This window comes from Litoreibacter sp. (assembly GCF_039974535.1).
GTDB lineage: Bacteria > Pseudomonadota > Alphaproteobacteria > Rhodobacterales > Rhodobacteraceae > Litoreibacter.
This window is the reverse complement of record NZ_JBDWIU010000008.1, coordinates 42,263-61,281: the sequence shown is the minus strand read 5'-3', so window position 1 is coordinate 61,281 and position 19,019 is coordinate 42,263. Positions and strand designations below refer to the sequence as shown.

At 53.2% G+C, this 19,019-nt stretch carries 20 protein-coding genes and 1 tRNA gene; 14 read left to right on the top strand and 7 right to left on the bottom strand.

Features of this window, described 5'->3' with window-relative positions; all coding sequences use genetic code 11:
- Positions 1 to 128: 128 nt before the first annotated feature.
- On the top strand, positions 129 to 653 hold the full coding sequence (locus ABJN86_RS06300) for a hypothetical protein (protein WP_348365601.1): 525 nt from the start codon (positions 129 to 131) through the stop codon (positions 651 to 653).
- A gap of 133 nt (positions 654 to 786) precedes the next feature.
- On the opposite strand, the gene ABJN86_RS06295 is transcribed toward ABJN86_RS06300, so the two are convergent.
- Both ABJN86_RS06295 and ABJN86_RS06290 read right to left on the bottom strand, forming a co-directional pair.
- The gene (locus ABJN86_RS06295; protein WP_348365600.1) at positions 787 to 1,425 is read right to left on the bottom strand and encodes a hypothetical protein; all 639 of its coding nucleotides are present in this window, start codon (positions 1,423 to 1,425) and stop codon (positions 787 to 789) included.
- A 53-nt stretch (positions 1,426 to 1,478) separates the two neighbouring features.
- Positions 1,479 to 2,324 carry an MBL fold metallo-hydrolase gene (locus ABJN86_RS06290; protein WP_348365599.1) on the bottom strand — a complete coding sequence of 282 codons (846 nt, stop codon included), beginning with the start codon at positions 2,322 to 2,324 and terminating at the stop codon, positions 1,479 to 1,481.
- Between the two features lie 254 nt (positions 2,325 to 2,578).
- On the opposite strand from ABJN86_RS06290, the gene ABJN86_RS06285 reads away from it, so the two are divergent.
- On the top strand, positions 2,579 to 3,877 hold the full coding sequence (locus ABJN86_RS06285) for a hypothetical protein (protein ID WP_348365597.1): 1,299 nt from the start codon (positions 2,579 to 2,581) through the stop codon (positions 3,875 to 3,877).
- Between the two features lie 160 nt (positions 3,878 to 4,037).
- Here the strand turns inward: ABJN86_RS06285 and ABJN86_RS06280 are convergent, their stop codons facing one another.
- The 5 genes from ABJN86_RS06280 to ABJN86_RS06260 all read right to left on the bottom strand — a co-directional run bounded on the left by ABJN86_RS06280 (position 4,038) and on the right by ABJN86_RS06260 (position 9,073).
- Positions 4,038 to 4,346 carry a hypothetical protein gene (locus ABJN86_RS06280; protein WP_348365596.1) on the bottom strand — a complete coding sequence of 103 codons (309 nt, stop codon included), beginning with the start codon at positions 4,344 to 4,346 and terminating at the stop codon, positions 4,038 to 4,040.
- Positions 4,347 to 4,921: 575 nt separating this feature from the next.
- Positions 4,922 to 4,998 (bottom strand) — tRNA-Arg (locus tag ABJN86_RS06275).
- A gap of 505 nt (positions 4,999 to 5,503) precedes the next feature.
- Positions 5,504 to 6,907, bottom strand: a complete 1,404-nt coding sequence (locus ABJN86_RS06270) for a HAMP domain-containing sensor histidine kinase (protein ID WP_348365594.1) — start codon at positions 6,905 to 6,907, stop codon at positions 5,504 to 5,506.
- A gap of 22 nt (positions 6,908 to 6,929) precedes the next feature.
- Positions 6,930 to 8,348 (bottom strand): FAD-dependent oxidoreductase, encoded by a 1,419-nt coding sequence (locus ABJN86_RS06265; protein WP_348365593.1) that lies wholly within the window; start codon positions 8,346 to 8,348, stop codon positions 6,930 to 6,932.
- A gap of 2 nt (positions 8,349 to 8,350) precedes the next feature.
- On the bottom strand, positions 8,351 to 9,073 hold the full coding sequence (locus tag ABJN86_RS06260; RefSeq protein ID WP_348365592.1) for a VTT domain-containing protein: 723 nt from the start codon (positions 9,071 to 9,073) through the stop codon (positions 8,351 to 8,353).
- A gap of 288 nt (positions 9,074 to 9,361) precedes the next feature.
- Between ABJN86_RS06260 and rpmH the strand changes: the two genes are divergently transcribed.
- The 12 genes from rpmH to ABJN86_RS06200 all read left to right on the top strand — a co-directional run bounded on the left by rpmH (position 9,362) and on the right by ABJN86_RS06200 (position 18,983).
- A complete protein-coding gene (gene rpmH / locus ABJN86_RS06255; protein WP_298258298.1) occupies positions 9,362 to 9,499 on the top strand; it encodes a 50S ribosomal protein L34 in 138 nt (45 codons plus the stop codon).
- Positions 9,500 to 9,544: 45 nt separating this feature from the next.
- Positions 9,545 to 9,925, top strand: coding sequence for a ribonuclease P protein component (rnpA, locus tag ABJN86_RS06250; protein WP_348365590.1), 381 nt, complete (start codon positions 9,545 to 9,547; stop codon positions 9,923 to 9,925).
- On the top strand, positions 9,922 to 10,143 hold the full coding sequence (yidD, locus tag ABJN86_RS06245; RefSeq protein WP_348365588.1) for a membrane protein insertion efficiency factor YidD: 222 nt from the start codon (positions 9,922 to 9,924) through the stop codon (positions 10,141 to 10,143). Before rnpA ends, yidD begins: the two co-directional genes overlap by 4 nt.
- Positions 10,144 to 10,191: 48 nt before the next feature.
- Positions 10,192 to 11,082, top strand: coding sequence for a tRNA 2-thiocytidine(32) synthetase TtcA (gene ttcA, locus ABJN86_RS06240; protein WP_348365586.1), 891 nt, complete (start codon positions 10,192 to 10,194; stop codon positions 11,080 to 11,082).
- A 57-nt stretch (positions 11,083 to 11,139) separates the two neighbouring features.
- Complete coding sequence (locus ABJN86_RS06235; RefSeq protein WP_348365585.1) at positions 11,140 to 12,651, top strand: bifunctional diguanylate cyclase/phosphodiesterase; 1,512 nt, start codon at positions 11,140 to 11,142, stop codon at positions 12,649 to 12,651.
- Positions 12,652 to 12,778: 127 nt separating this feature from the next.
- Complete coding sequence (gene yidC, locus ABJN86_RS06230; RefSeq protein ID WP_348365583.1) at positions 12,779 to 14,605, top strand: membrane protein insertase YidC; 1,827 nt, start codon at positions 12,779 to 12,781, stop codon at positions 14,603 to 14,605.
- Positions 14,602 to 15,345, top strand: a complete 744-nt coding sequence (locus ABJN86_RS06225) for an MOSC N-terminal beta barrel domain-containing protein (protein WP_348365582.1) — start codon at positions 14,602 to 14,604, stop codon at positions 15,343 to 15,345. The genes yidC and ABJN86_RS06225 overlap by 4 nt, the downstream gene beginning before the upstream one ends.
- Positions 15,342 to 15,995, top strand: a complete 654-nt coding sequence (gene yihA, locus ABJN86_RS06220) for a ribosome biogenesis GTP-binding protein YihA/YsxC (RefSeq protein WP_348365580.1) — start codon at positions 15,342 to 15,344, stop codon at positions 15,993 to 15,995. The genes ABJN86_RS06225 and yihA overlap by 4 nt, the downstream gene beginning before the upstream one ends.
- Positions 15,996 to 16,064: 69 nt before the next feature.
- The gene (argB, locus tag ABJN86_RS06215) at positions 16,065 to 16,934 is read left to right on the top strand and encodes an acetylglutamate kinase (protein ID WP_348365578.1); all 870 of its coding nucleotides are present in this window, start codon (positions 16,065 to 16,067) and stop codon (positions 16,932 to 16,934) included.
- Positions 16,935 to 17,020: 86 nt separating this feature from the next.
- Positions 17,021 to 17,815 (top strand): sterol desaturase family protein, encoded by a 795-nt coding sequence (locus tag ABJN86_RS06210; RefSeq protein ID WP_348365576.1) that lies wholly within the window; start codon positions 17,021 to 17,023, stop codon positions 17,813 to 17,815.
- On the top strand, positions 17,809 to 18,474 hold the full coding sequence (locus ABJN86_RS06205; RefSeq protein ID WP_348365574.1) for a ferredoxin: 666 nt from the start codon (positions 17,809 to 17,811) through the stop codon (positions 18,472 to 18,474). The genes ABJN86_RS06210 and ABJN86_RS06205 overlap by 7 nt, the downstream gene beginning before the upstream one ends.
- The gene (locus ABJN86_RS06200; RefSeq protein ID WP_348365573.1) at positions 18,471 to 18,983 is read left to right on the top strand and encodes a histidine phosphatase family protein; all 513 of its coding nucleotides are present in this window, start codon (positions 18,471 to 18,473) and stop codon (positions 18,981 to 18,983) included. The genes ABJN86_RS06205 and ABJN86_RS06200 overlap by 4 nt, the downstream gene beginning before the upstream one ends.
- Positions 18,984 to 19,019: the final 36 nt, after the last annotated feature.

Below are 19,019 nucleotides of genomic sequence, written 5' to 3'. Positions count from 1 at the left end.
AATTCAAAATCTTAAAATCAGGACCAAATTGGTTTGGGTAGGCATGAAAGAACCGCGAGCGTTTCTAAACGCCTCGCGAGAACGACCATTAAGGTGCTGAATGGATGAGATTACGGCGGAAAATTTACATGATTTCGCATGAGAATCGCGACACGATTGTCGTCTGTAAAAGCCTTGCCGACATTAAGATTTTCAGCCCCGCAGACGTAAAAATGGAATACGTGGGCACGAATTCAATTCTTGAGATTGGAGAACAGCTTGGCCTAGCCAGTGTCTACGTTATTCAAATGCTTGACCTGGTCCAAATAGATTTCTTGACGCCCCTTCATAAGAGGCACCAAAGGGGAGAAAACTGCGTGGATCTGGCACGAGAAATCGGCATTTCTTCAAAGAAATTGAGGCAGTTATTTGCGGAGAAGAGCCTTCCAGTCAACCGAGGTCGCCCAAGACGGCGATTTTCACAACGTGAGTTGGCTGAGGCCGCGATGAACAACAAAACGGTTCGAAGCTTTGCAAACCACCTCGGTGTCCGCTGGGCAACCGCGCGTATGCTTCTCATGCGGTATTCGTTAGCTACGCATACAAAGTGTGGGTGGTTTTTTGAAACCAATACGGTGTTGTCTAGACGGAGTACCGATGAATTATTGGTTTAGGCTCCTAGGGCGGAGAGCAGCCATTCGTTGCAGGTGCAAAAGGCTCGTCTTTGGAAGGAAAAAGCGGTCGTTGACGCATTCTGGTTGCAAGATATGTTTTTTGATGTGCCTACGCTCGCGATGAAAATGATACTCATCCCATGGTATCAATTGATCCGAGAAGGGCTTTAGCGTATGAATTTCCGGCCTCTTTTACCCATTCTTCACCAACCACAAATAGCCACCAAAGTACTAGTGCTGCGGAAACACTTAAGCCTATCAAATCAGTAGGACGGGTTTCAGATAGAGCTGGAAGTTGGATATATAACTGGGTGCCCCAATATATTGCGCAGATCATAGAGATAAGTGATCCTATCGGTTTCATACCAAGGCAATTACGCCGAAATCCATAGGAAATGTTTTCTTTAAAAATCAAGCCATATGCGGAAGTGTCTCTGGTGTTTTCGAGAAGCCAACGCACAGCAGATTCGACTCCCTGTTTTGGATCTTCACCTAAATTCCAGTCTGGCACATTCTTCGAGAAATGTGCCAGATATCGATTGCGGGTCTGGTCGTCCAGCTCGCTGTTGTCGTCCAAAAGAAACCGTGTTGTTGGTTTTCCACCCCACTTCGCGTTCAGTCGTTGTTCAACCTTTTTTCCTCTGGTTCTGGCGAAATGACTGGCAATTGTTAGTACGCCACAAACCAACGCCAAACCAACAAATCCGACTGCTGTCTCGTACAGTTGGGGAAATGCCAATGCCATTATCAGAATGGCAGGAAACAGGCTCAATAGGGCTGGGGCCAACCGAGCCTGTAAGCTATATTTGTCGAACCAATCACTAATCATGAATTTGGTGAGAGGTTCCAGCCTCCCCCGGATTTCAGGGTGAGTTTCATCGTTCCTTTGGTGTCGGTTCGAAACACCTTGTTGCCCTTGTCTGAACCCGTCGAAAACTCGCGGTAGTATCCAAGCGCGGTCTCATTGGGGTGACCGTGGCTGTTTGGCCCAACCGAAACAACGGTCATTGCTGGTTTGATCGCAGCCATATGATCTTTGTAATAATAGGTTAGATTTGGATCGTCGAAGAATGAGATCGACCCGTGGTGCGCGGCCATCATGATATTCGAAGAAACCTCGGATTTATTGTAATCAGCAAAGATGCCCTGACGCCAAGTTTCCGCATCGCTGTCAGCGGGCAACATTGCACTACCCTCGATCCGATCCATAGCATCATTTCTTTGCTCAACCTTTATTACTATGCCTTGAGCGTTCGCATTGCTGGCTAACCGATCATCCTTGGCGCTAAGATACCGGAACCGTGTACGTCCAAAGTCCTGATACGTGGCCTTTTTTATGACTTTGCTGCCCAGCTGCCGTCTCAGGTCCATGTATGCACGATATTCGGATGAGTCCGTGGTTGTTCCTGGGTAATCGCTGTCCCAAATGGTTTTGATAGGAAAGCGCGCATGCAGCTTTTTCACGCCACGCATATGGTCTGCGTCCCGATGCGAGCATATGAAGGCATGTAATGATTTACCTTCACCGATTTGGTCTGCAACATAGTCCAAAACGCGATCTTCATTCTCGTCGGTTATATTGCAGTCAAATACGAACTTAGAACCACTGGCTGCTTCAATTAGCACCATGTTTCCCTGACCAACATCGATAAAATGTACTGTCGTCGGCAAATTTCTCTCCTCAAAAGTGTAAATCTATCATCGAATTCTAGATATTGGTGTGGTAAATATCAACCACCCTAAACCTAGTGCATAGTCTAGCGGCATTGTTGATGGAACGATGTACAGCTTGGCAGAATCGACTGCGTGCAAGACTGGTCAGACGATCAGTTCTTCGCCCACGGCATGCACAGTTGGTGATCCACGCTGTGTGCACGTTGTAGCGCATATGCTGGAATGTTTAGCAGACAACAGGACCTGGACGAATGAGTGAAAATAAAAAAGCAAAGATTTCCGACAACCCGACGGCAAAGGAAATGAAAGACGTTTTGCCGCTGGTTAAGGCTGCGGGCGGTGCATTTGGGATTTTGGGTCGCCTTGGCATCAATAAAGAGAAATTCGGAGAACTCGGGGCAATGGCGGCAGACTTGGCGGAACAATCTAAGATCATTGAGCTTCCCGACCGTTTCAACGAGTTGTTTGGGCCGAAGGGGTGGGTTTGCGTAGGTTCTGCTTTGTCGGTCACCTTGATGCAGGAAGCAATAGCCCTCGCTGAAACAGGCAAGGAGGAAGAGGCAGAGCAAGCGATTGTGGATTGGTTCACAAAAGAGACCATCGAACTTTTTGCAATCACCCGAGCGCGCCGTTTTCACCAAGCCATACTCCGCGACGATCAGTTGAGAGAGGCGCTGAATCTCTATCTCGAAGAACGTTACATGGCAGCCGTTCCATTGATTTTGATTGCATGCGACGGGTTTGCCTCTGACATTTCAGGAGTAAGCCCATTCGCCGAAAAGGCAGACTTGACAGTATATGACTCAATTACTGGCCACGCCACCGGGCTGCCCTCTATGATTGGTTTGCTGGTTAAAGGAGCCTACAAGTCGCGTGACGACGAAGTGACGATGCCAGAACGTCACAAGATCATTCATGGTCGCGCCCTTGGCTATGCCAATAAAACGGTCTGCGCAAAAGCTTGGCTTCTCATGATAGCACTGGTGGATTGGGCCATAGATAAATCGTCTGAGGATGAGCGAAAGGCAGAAGCCGAACGCAAGGCCAACCATTCGCTTTCAGACAGTTTGAAGCAACTCCAGAAAACCCAAGCCGATAAACGGGCTATCGGAGCGTTTGAACCGCACTCTTTGGACGGCCCGTTTGACGAAGAATTCGGAGCGGATACACCTGAGAAAGCAGTGAATGAATTTCTGTCAGGCTGGAAATCCAAAAACTACGGGAAAATGGGTAAGTACGCCGTGAACCTCACCAAGAAGCCAGTCAACAAGATGGCTGGCGAAATGCGTACCATGGCCGAATTTGTGGAGCTTGAGCAGTTCGAGTTTCGGAAAATTCAGTATTCCACTATTGCCCGCTGCGATGCACGCGTTTGGGTTAAGGCGAAGACATTGCGTGAAACTGTTGAGGGCGAGCTAGACCTTTTGATAATCCGCTACACTGAGGACGGCGACATGGCGATGCCGAACGACAGCAACTGCACTTGGACCGTTCAGCAACTTTGCATTTACAATGTAATGAATGCGAAGTTTGTTGGGAAAGAACTGTGAACTGAACAATCGACGGCATATTTTCCGATTTTGTTAGGCTACTAACATTCCAACTAGCAAAAATTCAGTTCACTCCATGAATGCCAGCTATTTCCTACCGCGTTAATTCCTAGTGCCGGCCAGAGAAAACCCTAGGAATTGAAGCAAAGGAGTGCTGGGCTTATGCTTTTTGTAGTGCTTCTTCGATCTGGCGAACGGTAAGATCAATTTGCTTTGGCATGACGCTGCAGGTGCTTTCCCAGCGCTCCAACTCTGCCACGACCTGAGCGTTTGCGCCCTTTTTGCTTAGTAGTTCACGGTTTGTCGTAGCCATTTCGCCTAACTGCTCATTTTGTTCAGCCATTCTGAAAAGTGGGCTGATGGCTTGGTCTGGCGGCACCCTCATCTCTTCGGCAAGTTGGGAGAGGCGTTGGATTTCATAGTTCAGTTGGACACCCGTTTCCAAACAAATGCGTTCGACGTTTGCCAAGTGTGAAGATGCAATCGCAAAACGATCTGAAGACCTGTGACTCTGCGATTGCCCTAGGCCAATAAGTGCTAACAGTGTGTCAATCATGCCAATTCCTCCCGTAGTGCCCACCCAAAGGCTAAACAAACGCACTATACAAGCATATCAGCAACGTCTGCTTTTATTTTCTGCTGCGCAGCGAAGGCTGACCCTTTCGAACGGCAGCATTGGGCCGTTCCGGTTCAGGCTGGCAAGGTGTGCAATCACCGAGCCAACCCGAACCGACACCTGGGCAGCATACCCAGGAATGACTATGGCCCGGCTAACATGCAGTGTGCGGGTCGTGCAACTGCGCATAGAGAGCCGCTTGTGGATGGAAAAATAGAAGACCGGTTAATGTCTGCTTCCGGGAAGCTGCAGCGTGGCATGCGACGGTCGGTCAAAGCCCGGAAAGGGCCGAAAGCTACATCGCATCAAATCACTGGAACCGACAGCGTCGGATCTACTCGGTATTCATACATTTCATTTTGAACATTTCGATATTGGTCCAACTGTGACGGTTGGGTCAAGTTCGTGTGACGTTCAACAAGGGGTAGTGGCGGACCGAGGAGGATTCGAACCCCCGACCCCCTGATTCGTAGTCAGGTACTCTATCCAGCTGAGCTATCGGTCCACTGGGGGCGATGTACCCCCGCCCAAACGGCAATGCAACCCCAATTAAGTCAGTTCTGAAAAGAACATCGCACGATTTGCGGAAAACGTCTTTTAACGAACCTGAAGAAGAGTATCGAAGCTATTATTTTTCCTTAAACAGCGATGCCCTGCAGTTCAGATCACATTGTGTTTAACAGATTAGTTGCAACGCACTCAGCCTCTCACCTCTTGGACAATCATGAAGCTTTTCAAGCTGGTTTTGGGATTCACCTACTCGCTCTGCGAAAATCCGTTACCTTGCACCTCACCACTCAGCAGCTACGTCATGGAGCATAACCCAAAGTGAGCATCATTATTTTGACCGGAACTCGGCCATGATGATCATGATTAATGTCAGCAGGCCCGCCAAGAATGACGGTCTGGAAAGTACTTACCATGCGAATGGGTCAACTGAGATTGATTTTCATAAACAAGGTCTTAATCGAGAGAACCCTCAGCATTATGCTAGCAGGTCTTGGCTGCTTCTACTCGGCAGCTTCTTCGAAGATCGCACTGTCCTTGGGAAGGAACAGTTGAAATTCGGTCCCATCCTCATCAGAGTTCAGCAGGGTCAGTTCCCCCCCATGCCCACGGCTCAACTCCGAAGCAATTGCGAGCCCCAAACCTGAACCGCCGACCCGAACGCCCCCTTCAAAGGCCGTGAACAGGTTCTCACGAGCCTTCAGAGGAAGCCCAGGGCCGTTATCCGACACTGTCAAACGCCACCCATCCAGCGCCTCACTTCCGGAAATTGTTATCTCTCCGCCCAGCCCCTTCGCATCAAGCGCCTGACGAGCATTGCGCACCAAATTGCCCAAGATGCGATACAACTGCTCACCATCACACCGTACGATCATTTGAGGTGAAACGTCCCCCTTAAAACTAATCTCAGTCTTCGTGGACAGCTGCTCGCTTTTCAACACGTCATCAACGATGTCATGGATTTGCGTCATCGCAAGTTGCGGCGGGGCTTCGTCGACACGACCAAAGGCCAAAGTTCCTTCACATAGGTTCACGGCGCGGCTCAGCGAGTTCACCAATTTTGGTGCAGAACGTTGCACCGCTGGGTCGTCGGACCGCTCCATTCGGTCAGCCAGCAAGGTGGCCGTCGTCAATATGTTTCGAAGATCGTGACTGATTTTGGCGACCGCGCCGCCCAATTGGGCCAACCGTTCCTTTTGCTTCAACGACCCAGTCAAACGGGTTTGCAATTCCGCCAATGTCTCTTCCGCCGCACGCAGTTCCGTAATCGATGAGGTCGGTTTTATCACCAACCGCGCGTCCTCTGGGGTCAGCGCATACGCCTCCATCGTACTCACAACCCCCTTGATCGGGCGCACCATGAAGCGACCAACCGCGAAGAAAAGCAAAGCAGCTGAGACCACGGAAATAATGGCCGACAACGCCAAAATCCGAAGCCCATAGTCGATCATCGCGGCCCTGAGGGGGGCTTGCGGCATCGCGACTTCAATTAACGTGCCTGTGGCCTCGGATGGCTCACCCAATACACGAATGACCCCTTCAGGTTCGTCGAAAATTTGCTTCATGGCCCCCATGATCAAGTACCACGCGGATGGATCTCTGAGGTCGACCATCGTGGTGACGGGACCGGGGACCGGGGAAGACAGCACCAATTGGCTGGCCACGTCTCGGCGCAATACCACGTTATAGACGTCAGCAAGGTCCAACAGTTCCTGCGCTAGGCCCGAGGAGATCCTTTGCTCATCCGCGGCAAGCACAGAAAGCGAGGCGATCTGAGACTTCTCCAGACGCGCCAGCAGATAGTCCTGCCGAAAACGGGCGACCGAAGGCACGAAGATCAATACCTCTGCCAGCATCACGAAGATGACGGTTAATAGAAGAAATCTACCTGAGAGCGAATTTATCAATCAACTGCCTCCAGAAGTGCGCTTACGGCAAATATTTTTGCACGAAACCAACCACGCGCTTCACCATATCGCTTTCAAACAATCTTGGCGAGAAATAGGCACCCGCTGCACGTTTATTGACCTCTCCAAGTGTAGGATATGGCGCAATCATACCAGCGACTTGGCTCATCTTCAGGTTATTCGCAATCGCCAACGCCCAGACCCCGATCAGGTCGCCTGCACTTGCGCCAACGATAGACGCTCCAACAGGGCGCCCTTTCACAACCATAACCTTGATAAGGCCAGTGGTTTTTCCCTCAGCAATGGCGCGGTCATTTTCATGGAACGGGAAGCGATACACTTCCGCTTTGTCGCCATGCTCTTCACGCGCTTGCGCCTCGGTCAGACCCACTTGCGCCAACTCAGGATCAGTATAAGTGGCCCATGGGATGTGTCCTTGCTTGGCCTTAGACGGCAGGCCAAACAGAATGGAGCGAATAACCACGCCCGCGTGGTAGCCCGCGACATGGGTAAATTGCAGCTGCCCAGCCACGTCGCCGATCGCATATACCTTCTTATTGGAGGTGCGCATTGATGCGTCCACATCAATGCCAGTACGAGAATACTCGATCCCCGCCTTCTCTAAATCCATGTCATTCACATTTGCCGCGCGGCCAACGGCCATCAACAAATGCGTTCCTTTAAAGACGCGGCCATCCTTGGCCTTCACCGTGATATCGCCTGCTTTGCCGCTAATTTCTTCGGCCAAGGCATCCTCTTCGATGACCATGCCCTCTTCGCGCATCCGCTCCAACACGATTGCCGCGAGCTCTGGGTCATCTTTGCCCATTGCCTTCATGCCTTCGATAACCGTCACCTTCGCCCCAAGGCGCAAATGTGCCTGAGCCATCTCGATGCCAATCGGGCCACCACCAATTACCAACAGATGCTCGGGCAGCTCACGTAGATCCCACAAGCTTTCATTGGTTAGGTAGGGAACTGTTTCAATCCCAGGGATAGGCGGCACAAATGGGGAAGACCCCGTGGACACAACGATCCGTCGCGCCGTAATCTCCGTGTCTCCGGCTTGAACCGTATTTTCCCCCGTGAAGCGCCCACGCTCGAGAATAACATTCACACCCAAGCCTTCGAATCGCTCTGGGCTATCGACCGGTTCGATCGTGGCGATCACTTTGTTTACGTGGTCCTTGGCCGCTGCGTAGTCCACCTTCGGCTTCACGTCAGCCACGCCAAACTTTGCACCATGTTGCAATGTGTAGGCTTGCTTGCCAGCTGCGATCAGTGCCTTCGAGGGGACACACCCATAGTTTAAACAGTCGCCACCCATCTTGTGGTCTTCAAGCAAAACAACATCAGCGCCCATCTGAACAGCGCCCGCAGCAACAGAAAGCCCGCCCGAGCCGCCGCCAATTACCAACAGGTCGGTTGTAATCTTAGTCATGCTCAAAGTCCCTCTTTGCCGCGAACGGCCTTAATAATGATCGGAAGCAGCGCCAAAACGCTCAGCCCCAGAATTGGCAGCAGTATATGCGGCTCAAAGATGATGCCAAGGTTAGGTGTTTCGCCACTTGCGAAAACTTCGCCCAAACCAGCGCCCACAGATGTCAGCACCAAGGATCCGGGGAGAATACCAAAGAACGTCGAAATCACGAAACGGCGCAAAGGCACGTCGACCAACGCAGGTACCAAGTTAGCCACGAAGAACGGGACGGCGGGAACAAGCCGGATCAAGAACAAGACGGACCACTGATTCTCATCAATGCCGTCCTTCAGCTTTTTGATCATTCCCGAACCGCTTTCCATTTTGGCTGCGAGTTTGTCGCCAAACCCCATGCGCGCTGCGGAAAAAATTGCGGTCGCCCCAATGGTTGCCGCCGTGATGTTATAAAGAAACCCAGGAAACGTCGCGAAAAGAAAGCCTCCCGTCAGCGTCGCAACCCCCGCCCCTGGCAAGGAGAAGCCCACTATGACAATGTAGATAGCAATAAAACCCAAGACCGCGGTTAAGTAGTTGGCATCCCGAAACTCGATCAACGCCTCACGGTTATCGCGCAGCGACTCAAAACTTAAGTAATCACGCAATGTGAATGCCCCAATGAGGGCCACTGCAACGATTATTATGATTGGCAGCCTTTGCTGCAGGGTTGATTTTTCTGAGTTTGCCATCATTTCCGCCATATTCTTGGATGTTTGCATGCTACAAGTTGTAACCCTATTGGGCGATATACTGGTCATTTGATACCGTGGTTCACGGGTGCTTGATCATGGGTGAGCTAAATACCCCCTAGATGGCCGATAAATGCAAACTAGGTTACAACGTCACTGCGAATTGTTGCAGGTTTGGTCTTGTTTGCCCGTTGACGCAGAACGCAGGGCTGTCTATGACGCAGGCTCTGAACACATATGGGTTCGAATCCTTTGTAGATTTGCCCCCGATCCGCAGGAGCCTCGCTCATGAGCAAACGTACTTACCAACCGTCGAACCTGGTTCGCAAACACCGCCACGGCTTCCGTGCACGCATGGCAACCAAAGCTGGTCGCAAGATCCTGAACGCGCGCCGCGCGAAAGGCCGGACGAAGCTGAGCGCGTAAGCGCCCTTCTTCTTCCGATTGATCTAGATGCCGCCGGAGGCCCGCGTGACAGGACAAGACGTCCCCGTCGCGGACGTGCCACCGGCGGTTTTCGTTCGTCTAGATGTTATCAGCAAGCGAGCCGACTTTCTGCGCGCGGCGCGCGCCAAGCGTTCTGGTCAACCGGGATTTCTTCTTCAAGCGCGCCTTCGTGGTGATGAAGACGGCCCGCGCGTGGGTTACACCTGTTCCAAGAAAATCGGCAATGCGGTGATGCGCAACCGTGCAAAACGCAGGTTGCGTGAAGTTGCGCGTATCGTCTTGGGTGTTGAAGCCCTAAATGGTTGGGATTACGTCTTGGTTGGGCGACCCAATGAAACGGTGTCCCGCCCCTTCGATCAACTCGTCTCTGAACTGAAGCGCGCAGTTACAAAGGTCCACTCATGACCCCTCTTGCGTGGATATGCGCCCTACCGGTACGTGGCTACCGCGCAATGTTCAGTCCTTGGGTCGGGCACAATTGTCGCTATGACCCCACGTGCTCCGCCTATGCACTACAAGCGTTAAAGAAGCACGGCGGCATTAAGGGATCTTGGCTTACAATGCGCCGCATCTCCCGTTGCCATCCTTGGGGTGGCATGGGGGTGGACGACGTGCCGGACTGATTATAGCCCCTCTTTCTTTGTTACTCACCTGTGCCTATAAGCGCGGCCATGCTGGATAAACCTGACACGCCCGACGAGCCACTGGACGACATTCACGCGCTGTTTCACGGCGCGCCCTCGACGACCGAGTTCAAAAAGCTGCGCAAACGCATCATCCGTGACACGCGTCAAGCAATCGACGACTTCGGCATGGTTGAACGGGGCGCTAAATGGTTGGTCTGTTTGTCAGGCGGCAAGGATAGCTACACCCTTCTGGCCGCCCTAACCGAGCTTCAATGGCGCGGTTTGCTGCCTGTCGAAATACTTGCCTGCAATCTGGATCAAGGCCAGCCAAACTTTCCCGCAACGGTGTTGCCAGAATTTTTGGAAAAAATGGGCGTTCCAAACCGGATCGAATACCAAGACACCTACTCAATCGTGAAAGACAAGGTTCCGGCAGGACGTACCTATTGTGCGTTATGCTCACGTCTTCGCCGTGGCAACCTGTACCGCATCGCCCGCGAGGAAGGCTGTTCCGCCGTCGTCCTTGGCCACCACCGCGACGACATTCTTGAAACCTTCTTTTTGAACCTGTTCCATGGCTCGCGCCTGTCTGCTATGCCCCCGAAGCTACTAAATGAAGAGGGTGACGTATTCGTCTACCGCCCGCTGGCCTACATTGCAGAAGCCGATTGCGAACGATTTGCGCGTGACATGAACTATCCGATTATCCCGTGTGATCTATGTGGCTCGCAAGATGGATTGCAGCGACAAAACATCAAGCAAATGCTGGATACATGGGAGCAAAGGGCCCCTGGCCGCCGTAACAAGATGTTCCGCGCGCTGACCAACACCAATCCATCTCACCTGCTAGACCCAAGCCTGTTTGACTTCGCGGGGCTGACACGCGATCCGGTAAAAGTTGAACAAAAGCTTCCGAATTTGCGTGGCGAAGATTAACGCTGCTGGGATATCTCGCCCTTAAGTTCGCCTTGTTAGGGTGCGAGAGGGTAAGCGATGAAATATCTAAAATTATGGGCCTACAAACTATTTGAATCGAAGGCAGTAACGCGCTTTGGGCTAGCTGCGTTACCTATGATTGCAGGCATCTCATATGCGACAAGCCAATGGCAATTCATCGCCTTCGCGAGTTTCTCTATTCCTTTGTTATTGCTTGGTATTCGCCCAGTACAAGCGCGCCCTTACAGGCTTCAGCTATCCACAGATGGCGAAGCTGGAATTGACGCTGCGTTGAACGACGGGTTGGCGAAATCCGACGCCCACACCCGCTGTGCTGCGATCATGTTGGAATTGGATTCGCCGGAAGAGTTACGCAATGCTTGGGGCCCCACGGGTATAGAAACCATCATGTCCGAATTAACAGATCGCCTTTGCGCCGTTCTGCGCGAGGGTGACACTGTCGCGCGTTTAAACGAGACGCAACTCGCTTTGTCAGTGCCCAAGATTCGCACGCCGGAATTGGGAGCAGTTATTTCATTGATTGAGCGGCTGCAGGTGTCAGCTCGCGAAGCCATATCCGTCGACAACTCAAATGCCTACGTCACCGTAAGTTCGGGGTTCTGCTTGGAAGCTCAAGCACCTGAGCACACAGCGGCATCTATGCGGCAATCGGCGATTCTCGCTCTCATGGACGCCAGATCAAAAGGTCCCGACAACCTTAGGGGATTTTCCTCCAACACCCCTACTCACATCAATGATTGCTCCACTATGTCCAACGATGTCCTACGGGCATTAACCGATGGTGAGATTGTTGCGTGGTATCAACCGCAAATTTCGACCGACACCGGAATGATCACCGGGTTTGAGGCCTTGGCAAGATGGGACCACCCGACACGCGGGTTACTTTCACCCGCAGAGTTTTTGCCGAGCATCGAAGCTGGAAATGCGTTGGAGCAATTAAGCGAAACCATGCTCCAACATGCTCTACGAGCCATTCGTGCGTGGGATATCGCTGGGCACAAAATACCTTCGGTTGCCGTCAATTTCGCGACACAAGACCTACGAAACCCCGGCCTCATTGAGCGGATAAAGTGGGATGTTGACCGGTTCGATCTACGTCCAGAGCGACTGACCGTCGAAATACTGGAAACTGTGATCTCAGAAGATGATGACATAGTTACCCGCAATATCAGGGCATTAGGGAAACAAGGCTACCGCATCGACCTAGATGACTTCGGAACGGGGCATGCGTCTCTTGCCAACATTCGCCGCTTCGCCGTTGATCGTGTAAAGATTGACCGATCCTTCATCACGCGTGCCGATGAAGACCCTGATCAGCAGCGAATGGTCAATGCAATCATCAGCATGGCGGATCAATTACAAATCGAAACGCTCGCTGAAGGTGTCGAGACCGTGGGCGAGAAAAGCATTCTGTCACAATTGGGCTGCACCCACATGCAGGGGTATGCGATTGCCAAGCCGATGCCATTTGAGCAGACAACGAACTGGATTACGGAGCATCAATCAAACGTGTCCCACACAAGTTGTTTCCCGCGCCGAATTGGGTAAATGCGCCTCACTTTAATGGACGCTTTGTCACATTCAAAAGTGGGCGATTCAACCAATACTGCTTGACCTTTCACTCCCCAGCCTGTTGAACCAGCCTGACTTAAAATTGACAGGTGGCGGCCCGATAATGGACGATCAAAACAAGAACCTCATTCTTGCTACTGCGCTCAGCGTTTTGGTGATCATTGGTTGGATGTACTTTTTTCCTCAGCATCAGCCTGCGGTTGACCCCAACGCCAATCCAACGGCGACAGTGCAATCTGACGGAACAGCGGCCCTGCCACCGGCGACGGCAACTGCAACACCTGCTCCGGCGCCTGTATCGGTCGCCGAAGCACGTGCCACCGCGCTGGCGGAAGACACGCGCATCACAATCGAGACACCTAGCCTAAAGGGATCAATCTCTCTCACTGGCGGCCGCCTTGATGACTTGTCCTTGTCCTCCTACCGCGAAACGCTTGAGGATGACTCCGAAAACGTGACGCTCCTCTCTCCCGTCGGCACCGATCAATCCTATTACGCTCTTTATGGCTGGGCCCCATCCGGCTCCCTAACCTACGATCAAGTTCCCGGCGCGAACACGCCATGGACATTGGCCGAGGGCGAAACACTTGCGCCCGGTGCGCCTGTCACCTTGGCTTGGGACAATGGCGCGGGCTTGATCTTCAACCGCACCTTCGCCGTTGATGAAAACTTCATGTTTACCATTACCCAAAAAGTGGAAAACGCCACCGGAACAGCACAACGCATCCAGCCTTATGGCATCGTTGCACGTCACGGCGAGCCTGAAATCGAAGGTTTCTTCATCGCGCATGAAGGCGTCGTTGTCATGGCTGATGGCGTGTTGAGCGAGATCGACTACGACGACATGCCGGACTTCCCAACGGTTCCGCGCGAAGCCGCGAACGCTGAGGTCACAGCCGTCACCGAAAACAGCTGGGTTGGCTTTGCCGACAAATACTGGATGACAACCCTGATCCCCGACAGCGCAACTCCGTTTACCTCGGTTGTGAAATACGTGCCTGGTGCGGACATCTACCAAACAGAGGCGCGCTTGCAGCCTGTGGATATTGCAGCGGGCGAAACGGTTGAAGTGAGCACGCGTTTATTCGCAGGCGCCAAAGAGTGGGAAAAAATTAAAACCTATGAAGCTCAGGGCGTCCACAACTTCATCGACAGCATCGACTGGGGCTGGTTCTTCTTCCTGACCAAGCCAATCTTCTCAGTATTGCACTGGCTCAACAGCATCATTGGCAACATGGGCTGGTCGATCATTGTTTTGACCCTGTTGATCAAGTCGGTCCTCTTCCCACTTGCATATAAGTCCTACGTCTCCATGGCGAAGATGAAAGAGCTTCAACCGCAAATGCAGGAGCTTAAAGAAAAAGCTGGCGACGACCGCCAAAAGCTTCAGCAAGAGATGATGGCGCTCTACAAGAAAGAGAAGGTAAACCCTGCCGCTGGTTGCTTGCCGATCCTTTTGCAGATCCCAATTTTCTTCTCGCTCTACAAGGTGATCTTCAACACAATCGAGCTGCGCCATGCGCCATGGGTTGGCTGGATCCGCGACTTGTCCTCGCCTGATCCATCTTCGATCCTAAACCTGTTCGGCGCCCTGCCCTATGCAACGCCCGAGCCCGGTTCTCTGTTCTTTATTTTGTCCTTGGGCGTTCTGCCAATCATCTTGGGCGTTTCCATGTGGCTGCAGCAAAAACTCAATCCAGCACCCGCCGACGCAACCCAAGCGATGATCTTTGCTTGGATGCCATGGGTCTTCATGTTCATGCTCGGTAGCTTCGCATCCGGCTTGGTGCTCTACTGGATCGCGAACAACATCATCACGTTCACGCAGCAATACACCATCATGCGTAGCCAAGGGTACAAGCCGGACATTTTCGGCAATATCAAATCTGGCTTTAAACGGAACAAAGCTCCGGCAGGTGACAAGGAATGACCACGACTCTTGCCCATATCTGGCGATACCCCGTCAAAGCACACGGGCAAGAGCCATTGGACGAAGTTTCGCTTGAGGCGGGCCGCACAATGCCATGGGATCGCACATGGGCCATCGCCCATGAGGGGGCTCGCATTGACGGCAAAGAGTGGGCGAAATGCGCTAATTTCTCTCGGGGGGCCAAGGCCCCCCAACTGATGGCTGTTCGCTGTCAGCTGGATGAAGCGACCGAAGCCCTGACCCTAACGCACCCGAAGTTAGAGACAGTGACCCTGCACCCCGAACGCGACGAAGCTCAACTGGTCGAGTGGGTTCGCCCGCTTATGCCTGAGGACCGCGCACAATCTGAACGCGTCGTGCGGGTCGATGGGCGCGGCATGACGGACACTCCGTTCCCGTCCATCTCCATTGCCAATGTCGCAACCCACCGTGCCGTAGAAGGCAAGCTAGACACTGAGCTGTCAATGAACCGTTGGCGTGCGAACCTCTGGTTAGATGGGCTAGAGGCTTGGAGCGAATTTGACTGGATCGGTAAAACCCTTCGCATTGGCGAGGTAGAGTTCAGCATCGAGGAACGTATCACACGTTGCCTCGCGACCACCGCAAACCCTGACACGGGCGAACGTGATGCAGATACTTTGGGCGCGCTCAAAACTTGGGGTCACCAAGACTTTGGCATCTACGGCGTCGTCAAAAACTCTGGCGTCATTCGCAACGGCGACAAGGCACAGATCATATGACCAGCTTTACTTTCACCGTTGTAGAAGAGCCGACACCAGAAGAAATCGAGAAGGGCCGCGTCATGTTCGCGGGCGAGACCGATTTTCTAAAGGGCGTCGTCGCGATGGATGGCATGCCCCCTGCCGATCGGCTTGAAATCTGCTTTGCCGGGCGCTCGAACGTCGGAAAATCAAGTTTGATCAACGCACTAACCGGCCGTAAGTCTCTGGCACGTACGTCCAACACCCCCGGGCGCACGCAAGAAATTAACTTCTTCACGCTAACGGACAGTCACTACTTGGTCGACCTTCCGGGTTACGGTTTCGCTGAAGCCCCGCTAGCGGTTGTGAAAAAATGGCAACGCCTGCTCAAAGCGTATCTGTCGGGCCGTCAAACGCTGCGTCGCGCGTTCGTTCTCATCGATTCGCGCCATGGGGTAAAAGCTGTGGACGAAGAAATCTTGTCCTTGCTGAACAAATCGGCGGTCACATTCCAAGTTGTGTTGACCAAGACCGACAAATTGAAAAAAGGCGAGCTGGAAAAAGTCATCGCCCAAGTTAGCACCGCGTTGCAAAGGCACCCGGCCGCCTTCCCAGAGATCGTCCTGACCTCCTCGGAGAAAGGCATAGGTATCCCGACCTTGCGCCACATCATTGGCACGCTGGTGTAATTTCGCGCGACTTGGCAGCGACTTTGACACGCTGTAAAAGCCCCTAAACCCGCAACTGACCGGCTCAACATGAAAAAGCAAACCGCTATGAACAGCAACTGGATCGACACCGCGCAAACCTTGTCTGCTGCACTGCCCTACCTGCAGCGCTACGACGATGCGATCATCGTGATCAAGTTGGGCGGCCATGCCATGGGTAGCGACGAGGCAATGGACCTCTTCGCGCGCGATGTCGTGTTGATGCAGCAAGTCGGGATCAACCCTGTGATCGTCCACGGCGGCGGGCCAATGATCAACGATATGTTGGCAAGGCTTGGGGTGAATTCCGAATTCGTGAACGGCAAACGTGTGACAGATGCCGCCACGGTAGAAGTCGTGGAAATGGTGCTGTCGGGCTCCGTAAACAAGCGGATCGTGCAAGCGATCAACCGTCAAGGTGGTCGCGGTGTGGGATTGTCAGGAAAAGACGCCGCAATGATCCGCTGCGAGCCCTCGCAACCTGAGCTGGGCTTTGTGGGCGAGCCCGTTGACGTCAACGCAGACGTGTTGCGTGAGATGTTCGACGCCAACATCATTCCCGTCATCGCCCCATTGGGCTTTGGCGACAACGGCGAGACCTTCAATATCAACGGCGACACCGCTGCGGGCGCGGTGGCCGCTGCCCTTAAAGCGGACCGGCTGTTGTTGCTGACAGATGTTGCTGGCGTGAAAGACGCTACCGGCGAAGTGGTGACGGAGCTTACCGCGTCCTACATCCGCCAGTTGACCGAAGAAGGTGTAATCGCAGGCGGCATGATCCCAAAGACGGAAACGGCTCTTGCGGCATTGGACGGCGGCGTACGCGCTACAGTCATTCTGGATGGGCGCGCGCCCAATGCCTGCCTGCTTGAGCTGTTCACTCCACATGGGGCAGGCTCGTTGATCCGTCAGGACACCTAAACCCTCTTCCTGCACATTCATGTTACCGTTTGCATCTGCGTCACCGCGGCACTTGTCACAGTCGCGGAACACAGTAGTTTCGCCTTATGGAAAACGAAGCTCTCATCCGCCTAGTGGTCTTTGCGGGCCTGTTCTCACTCTTTGCCGCGCTGGAGGCTTTCGCGCCGCGTCGTGACAGAACGCAAACACGAAAGGCGCGGTGGACCACCAATTGGGCCATCATCATCATTGATTCTGTCACCCTTCGTGCCTTGGCAATCTTCCTGCCTTTGCTGGCCGTGGGGGCCGCCTATGATGCTGCAAGCAAAGGCTGGGGCGTCTTCAATGCCACCGATTGGCCCGTATGGCTGGAAGTGACACTTGCTATCTTGATCCTAGACTTCGCCATTTGGGCGCAGCACTTGGTCTCACATAAGGTTCCGGTGCTTTGGCGTTTACACCAAGTTCACCATGCAGATGTCGACATCGATGTGACCACAGCCATTCGGTTCCACCCCATTGAGATTGCCTTATCGATGATCCTTAAGATCGGGCTCGTCTATCTTCTAGGGCCAGCAGGTGTTGCCGTGATCTTGTTTGAGATCATCTTGAATGGCACCGCCATGTTCAACCATGCCAACATCAAACTGCCCCTGAAACTGGACGCCTTTGTGCGCGTGTTTCTGGTTACCCCCGATATGCACCGTGTGCACCATTCGGTACATCGCCACGAGCATGACAGCAACTACGGCTTCTCGCTGTCCATTTGGGATCGCATGTTCCGTACCTACATTGCTCAACCTGCCGAAGGGCATGACGACATGAAGATCGGACTGCGTTGGCAAGATGACCGCCCCGCGAAGCTTGGTTGGTCTTTGAAAATGCCATTCCGTCAGTGGTAACCCTCGCGAGGCTTGAGGAGCTGTGCGATGCACAACACCTCAGCATCCTTGGGGCATTTCACCCCAAGCCTGACGACCTAGCCCCCAAAGACTGCCGCACTGTGGTTCTCCTAGGCCCTCGCGAACCGGGATTTTGGGCCACGTTCACCGACAGCCCCGAATGGCGGGACAAGACCCCAGATCCGATGGATCGTTGGTCGACCCGCGTCATATCCTCGCTAGCACTGGAAACAAATTCCACCGCGTTGTTCCCTTTTGGCGGCCCGCCATATCAACCGTTCTTTCGGTGGGCCTTAGCATCAGGACAAGCATGGCAAAGCCCAGTGTCCTTGCTGGTGCACAAAGACGCCGGTTTGATGGTTTCCTACCGTGGCGCATTGGCCCTCTCCGAACATATGGAATTACCGCCCATAAGCGCCAAGCCATGCGGTAGCTGCGCGACACAGCCCTGCCTAACCGCTTGCCCCTCCGGAGCACTTGGCAGCGCGGGATATGACGTCCCGACCTGTCACGCGTTCCTTGATACCGAAGCGGGCCAAACCCAGCTCATGAGCGGCTGCAATGTGCGTCGTGCTTGCCCGCTGTCACAAAGCTATGGCAGGATGGAGGAGCAATCGGCGTATCACATGTCGATATTCCACAAGGGGGCCGCTACTTGAAACTCATCCTCACCCGCCACGCCAAATCCAGCTGGGACGACCTGATGCTGGACGACCATGACCGCCCACTCAATGAAAGGGGCCAGTCAGCAGCGCAGCGAATGGGAAAATGGGTAGTGGGTCGCAGGCATGTCCCCGCGCAGGTAATTTCTTCCAGTGCTATCCGCGCCCGCGAAACTGCGGAATTAATGGTCGAACACATGGGCGGCACGCCCAGTTTGACCTTGGACGATGACCTGTACCACGCATCCTCTGACGCGATCCTGTCGCGCATCCAACGCGCGCCTAAGGGCGACCTGATGGTCGTCGGCCACAACCCAGGAATGGCAGAGCTGGCGTCACGAATTGTCGACGTAACCCCCACCCACGACCGATTTGGCGTCTACCCCACCACTGCAACCTTAATCGCAGAGGTTCCTGTTGAGGATTGGTCTGAATTGAAGTTAGGCATGGCCCATGTCATCCAATTCATCGTTCCGCGCGAACTGAAAGAACTGCACACCGCTTAGGAGCACCCTCACAAACGCAAAAAGGCCCCGAGAAAT

Coding starts and splice junctions, on each gene's coding strand:
- ABJN86_RS06300 (WP_348365601.1), top strand. CDS start 129: ATGATTTCGCATGAGAATCGCGACACGATTGTCGTCTGTAAAAGCCTT.
- ABJN86_RS06285 (WP_348365597.1), top strand. CDS start 2,579: ATGAGTGAAAATAAAAAAGCAAAGATTTCCGACAACCCGACGGCAAAG.
- ABJN86_RS06265 (WP_348365593.1), bottom strand. CDS start 8,348: ATGACTAAGATTACAACCGACCTGTTGGTAATTGGCGGCGGCTCGGGC.
- ABJN86_RS06260 (WP_348365592.1), bottom strand. CDS start 9,073: ATGGCAAACTCAGAAAAATCAACCCTGCAGCAAAGGCTGCCAATCATA.
- rpmH (WP_298258298.1), top strand. CDS start 9,362: ATGAGCAAACGTACTTACCAACCGTCGAACCTGGTTCGCAAACACCGC.
- yidD (WP_348365588.1), top strand. CDS start 9,922: ATGACCCCTCTTGCGTGGATATGCGCCCTACCGGTACGTGGCTACCGC.
- ttcA (WP_348365586.1), top strand. CDS start 10,192: ATGCTGGATAAACCTGACACGCCCGACGAGCCACTGGACGACATTCAC.
- ABJN86_RS06235 (WP_348365585.1), top strand. CDS start 11,140: ATGAAATATCTAAAATTATGGGCCTACAAACTATTTGAATCGAAGGCA.
- yidC (WP_348365583.1), top strand. CDS start 12,779: ATGGACGATCAAAACAAGAACCTCATTCTTGCTACTGCGCTCAGCGTT.
- ABJN86_RS06225 (WP_348365582.1), top strand. CDS start 14,602: ATGACCACGACTCTTGCCCATATCTGGCGATACCCCGTCAAAGCACAC.
- yihA (WP_348365580.1), top strand. CDS start 15,342: ATGACCAGCTTTACTTTCACCGTTGTAGAAGAGCCGACACCAGAAGAA.
- argB (WP_348365578.1), top strand. CDS start 16,065: ATGAAAAAGCAAACCGCTATGAACAGCAACTGGATCGACACCGCGCAA.
- ABJN86_RS06210 (WP_348365576.1), top strand. CDS start 17,021: ATGGAAAACGAAGCTCTCATCCGCCTAGTGGTCTTTGCGGGCCTGTTC.